This is a genomic window from Marinobacter sp. EN3, from assembly GCF_000475315.1.
Taxonomy (GTDB): Bacteria; Pseudomonadota; Gammaproteobacteria; order Pseudomonadales; family Oleiphilaceae; genus Marinobacter; species Marinobacter nauticus.
On sequence record NZ_AXCC01000098.1, the window covers coordinates 1 to 4,447 of the forward strand.

At 53.2% G+C, this 4,447-nt stretch carries 6 protein-coding genes and 1 pseudogene; all 7 read left to right on the forward strand.

The features are described from left to right. A partial coding sequence (locus tag Q675_RS37580) for a hypothetical protein (RefSeq protein ID WP_036193901.1) occupies positions 1 to 559 on the forward strand: 559 nt, incomplete at its 5' end. 115 nt (positions 560 to 674) lie between these two features. Continuing rightward, positions 675 to 1,169 carry a DUF695 domain-containing protein gene (locus Q675_RS37585; protein WP_022993453.1) on the forward strand — a complete coding sequence of 165 codons (495 nt, stop codon included), beginning with the start codon at positions 675 to 677 and terminating at the stop codon, positions 1,167 to 1,169. A 79-nt stretch (positions 1,170 to 1,248) separates the two neighbouring features. Then, positions 1,249 to 1,602: a nuclear transport factor 2 family protein gene (locus Q675_RS37590; RefSeq protein WP_022992362.1), complete on the forward strand. Its 354-nt coding sequence runs from the start codon at positions 1,249 to 1,251 to the stop codon at positions 1,600 to 1,602. Between the two features lie 93 nt (positions 1,603 to 1,695). Continuing rightward, positions 1,696 to 2,163, forward strand: coding sequence for a nucleotidyltransferase (locus tag Q675_RS37595; protein ID WP_023012300.1), 468 nt, complete (start codon positions 1,696 to 1,698; stop codon positions 2,161 to 2,163). A gap of 179 nt (positions 2,164 to 2,342) precedes the next feature. Beyond that, positions 2,343 to 3,194: a tyrosine-type recombinase/integrase gene (locus Q675_RS37600; protein ID WP_031211963.1), complete on the forward strand. Its 852-nt coding sequence runs from the start codon at positions 2,343 to 2,345 to the stop codon at positions 3,192 to 3,194. Beyond that, positions 3,194 to 3,658: pseudogene (locus Q675_RS38540) on the forward strand (transposase zinc-binding domain-containing protein); the annotation flags it as partial. The gene Q675_RS37600 and the pseudogene Q675_RS38540, both read left to right, overlap by 1 nt. Positions 3,659 to 3,704: 46 nt before the next feature. Further along, positions 3,705 to 4,319, forward strand: a complete 615-nt coding sequence (locus Q675_RS38545) for a transposase (protein ID WP_023012303.1) — start codon at positions 3,705 to 3,707, stop codon at positions 4,317 to 4,319. The last annotated feature ends 128 nt before the right edge of the window (positions 4,320 to 4,447 follow it).

A 4,447-nucleotide genomic window follows, 5' to 3' on the forward strand; every position in this document is an offset into this window, starting at 1 on the left:
CGCCGCTAAGCTCAGCGTTAACCAGAGAAAAGGAGATTGGGTGCTCGTGCTCAAAGGAAAAAAGCTCACTGTTTTCGGGTATTTCTTGGCCGGTGCCATCGTAGCTCTAAGCGGTTGCGCTGACGATAAGAAGGCGGAGTTGAAGCAGAAACTGGCGGACCACATGGTTATTGCGTGCAAGTCCACCGAGGAATTCAAAAATCCCGTGACTGGATACTCGTATTTTGTATTCAAATATAATGAAAGCAATCAATATATTACCGCCGGTCATCTCGTCGATTCTCAAGATCAAGATGCCGCTGGAGTCGGGTATATTTATGATGTTCAAAAAGTTCAAAAAAACAGCACCGAAATCTCCTTTGGCCTTAAAAATAGCCGTGAGGATTATTTCGACTTTAGATTAGATAGACAGAGTATGGTACTCACTGTAATGACACCGAACTTCGGCATGAGCTACCTGAAATATAATTGCGATCAGCTAAGTGAGGCAGAGTTTCAGAACTTCCTCAAAGAAAAACGAACCGAGCTCGACGAACTCTTCGAGCAAAGGAAAATTTAGATTTGGTTTTTGGATTGGTTAACAATTGCAGGCACGGCGACACCCATTACATTGCGCCTTCGGCTCCACTCCATGGGCGCGCATGCTGCAGGCGTTATGTTCCAGGAGAAATGTTGTGCTAGGGAAGTTGTTTGGAAGAAAAAAGGAAGAGCCTCTCAAAGAAAATGAGGTGCGTGTGGTCCTCCCTGAGGAGTCCTATACGCTGATGGAATGGAAAGAGGACAGCTTGCCGTGTATTGGGATGCTCAATTCTGCACTCAGTGACTTTGAGCATAAACAGATTTTCGGGTGGCACCTTTCGGTAATCATCGACTTTGAGGAAACAGTCGAAAATGGAATGCCCTCGGAGGAAGAAAGAGAAATTGTCGATCCGTTCTGCGACAAATTAGACGAAGAAATCAAAGCAGGTGGAAACGCTTTGTTCCTTGTCAGAGAAACCTGGAACAAAACTCGACGCTTGGTCTGGAGAGTTTACGATCCAGAAATTGCCCACCAACACCTTCAATACTTAGTTGATCACCACCGGCATCCTCGACCTTTTGATTGGCGCATGGAACAGGACCTTGAGTGGGGCCAGGCCGAATGGTACTTCAAGCAACTGAGAACATAACAAGTGGCTGTTGTCGGACGCGCCTGCGCTGGCGCTCCGGCACGCCGCAAAGCCAGGGCGTTAGAGGTCCGAGAAAACTATGGAAAAGCATCAGGCTCAGCAATTTGCTCAGGAATGGGTGTCCGCATGGAATGCGCATGATTTAGATAAAATTCTTTCACACTATGAGGAAGAATTTGAAATGTCATCTCCAGCCATAACCAAGCTCACAGGAGAATCTTCCGGTGTGCTTCGGGGCAAAGATGCTGTCGGGGAATATTGGTCAGGTGCACTCGAAAAATATCCCGACCTCGAATTCAACTTGCTTCACGTCCTTCGTGGAGCAAATAGTGTCACCCTTGTTTATGAGGGAGTCTTAGGACTTTCGGCGGAAGTGTTTCATTTCGGCTCTTCCGGCAAGGTGGCCAGAGCTTTTGCGCACTATGACCTCTAACAAGCGCAGGCACAGCGACGGCTTTTTCGTTGCGGCTTCGCCTTCACTACAAAGCCGCGCGTGCTGCGGGCGTTATGCGCAAAAGGAGGAGGCGTGCATCATTTGGCAGTCCAATGGATTGTAGGGTTACTAAGAGATAGGAATATCCCTTTTCTGATCTGTGGGGGACTCGCTGCAAAGGGATATGGCTCTGAGCGTGATCTGAATGACATCGACCTTTTCGTCCCTTGTGAGCACTTTTCGTCAGTGGTTCAGGCCGGCCAGGAATTTGTATCCAAGGCCGCCGCTCACCGCCAAGAGGAAGGCTGGGATCTAACCTACGTCCAGTTTAAGTATGAAGGCATCAAAGTGGAGGTAGGTAACGCTGACTGTCCGCGAATCTTCGATGCAGGCAACGAGACGTGGGTTCCACTCAACATAGATTTTTCTCGCTATGCGACGGTGCATTTGCTGGGTCTTGAGCTTCCCCTTATGCTGAAGGAAGATCTGATCCGGTATAAATCTGCGCTCTCACGGCCGGTGGATATCGAGGATATTCGTGCCATCCGTGAGAGCGCATAACCAAGCCATGCACCGGATGCCAAAACCTCTGCTTCGCGCCGGTTTTGTCACCGGTGATGGCGGGCGTTGAACTAAACCGCTCCGCGGTAGCGGTGATACTGAGAAACTCCCCGGAATGGAGGTGATTGGAGGATACTTTTGAATGGCCCAAGTGGGCTTTTCAAAGAGGAGATGCCGCCATGACCCCCTTACGTCAGGCTATGATCCAGACCATGCGTCAGCATGGTTTTTCCCCGCAGACCCAAAAAAGTTATCTCTATGTAGTCGCGGATCTGGCTCGATATTATCGTCGATCCCCGGACCAGTTGGAGGTCGGGGAGCTGCAGACCTACTTTAATTACCTCGTCCAGGAACGTTCCCTGGCGCCGGCCAGTTGTCGGCTTTACCTGCATGGCATTCGGTTTTTGTATCTGCAGGTGCTGCATTGGGCAGACTTCGACGTGAACCTGGTGCTGCCCAAGCGACCACAGCGCATTCCTGAGTTACTGACTCGTCAGGACGTTGCAAGGATAGTGGGAGCCACCAAGAACCCCAAGCATCGGGCCTTGCTGTTGATCACGTATGGCTGCGGCTTGCGAGTGAGTGAAGCCGTGGCATTGCAAGTGAAGAACATCGACGGGGAGCGCCACCTGCTTCACATCCATCAGGGCAAGGGCGGTAAGGATCGCATGGTGCCCCTGACTGACGTGCTACTCGATGTATTGCGAGCGTACTGGTGCCTTGGCCGCCCGGTACTCTGGCTGTTTCCGAGTGAAGTACTGGTTGGTCAGCACCTGACCGCCACCACGGCCCAGAAGGTTTATCGTCACGCCAAGCGACTCAGCGGCGTGCAAAGACGCGGAGGGATACACGCACTGCGCCACGCCTATGCGACCCATCAGCTGGAACATGGTGTACCGCTCAACGAGTTACAGAAATATCTTGGGCACAGTGATCTGCGCACCACGGAGCGCTACCTGCACTGGTTGCCGGGAATATCCTCACAAAACCGTTCGCCTGCGGACTTGATCGCGGATCTGGGAGGTGCGTGATGGCCAGTTCAGTTACGGTCCAGTCGGCACTGACCCAGTTCCTCTCGACCGACTCATTGGACCGCCACCGTCGCAAGGTGTGCAGTCGACTGATGGATTGCCGCACAGCCCGGATGGGCGGTATGGAAATGCGTTGTGATCACTGCAAAGCACGAACCGTGCATTACTACGGTTGCCGGGACCGGCATTGTCCGCAATGCCAGAGTCGGGCTAGCCAACAGTGGTGTGAGCGCCAGCGTCGATCGCTACTGCCGGTACCCTACTTCCACCTGGTGTTCACCTTGCCCCACGCCCTGAATGGCTGGGTTCAGGTGCACCCGGAAGTGGTTTACCGTCGCCTGTTTGAGTCAGTTTGGAATACGCTCAGTCAGTTTGGCCATACAACCAAACACTTGCAGGGTGAGTTGGGCATGACAGCCGTGCTCCATACCTGGGGGCAGAATCTGAGTCGCCACGTTCACGTGCATTGCCTGATTCCGGGCGGGGTGCTCACAGAGGCCGGAGAATGGCATGAGGCTAAACATCAATATCTGTTTCCCCGTCAGGGCCTTGTCCCGCCGCTTTCGCGGCCGCATGGTATCGTCCCTCAGACGATCGGTCAGAACCGGCGAATTGCACAGACTCACGGAGCCTCAAGCCATCGACGACGTACTCAAAAAAGTGATGCAGCAGGATTGGGTGGTTTACGCCCGCCCTTGTCTGAATCAGGCGGAGACGGTGGTGGATTACCTGGCTCGCTACACCCACCGCATTGCTATCAGTAACGGTCGTTTGTTGTCACAGGACGGCGGCAGAATCATGATCCGCTATGTGGACTACCGGGAAGGAGGGCGCCAGAAGAGCCTGCAACTGGAAGGGGCGGAATTTGTTCGACGGTTCCTCATGCATATCCTGCCCAAGGGCTTTATGCGGATTCGTCACTTTGGTTATCTGAGTAACCGAACCCGACGTCGCAAGCTGACGGCCATTCGTCAGGCCCTTCAAAAGCCACCCGAGGTCGATGTTGAAGTCAAGAATGGCTCGGAGTCCCAACGCAGCTGGCCGTGCCCTCGATGCGAGGACGGTGTGGTTCATATGGTTCGGCAGATTCCCCGGTTTAGAGCCGTTGGTAGAGTGACGGTTTAGCCGCATTTCCTGGCGGCTTCCCGTGGGCGCTACAGTTCCTGAGGAGCTGGGTTGTGACTCGGGCTGAGGCTGGCAATGAAAGAGACAGGGGGGTAGGCTGATCCAAAGTAAGCGTCTGGTGATCCCGT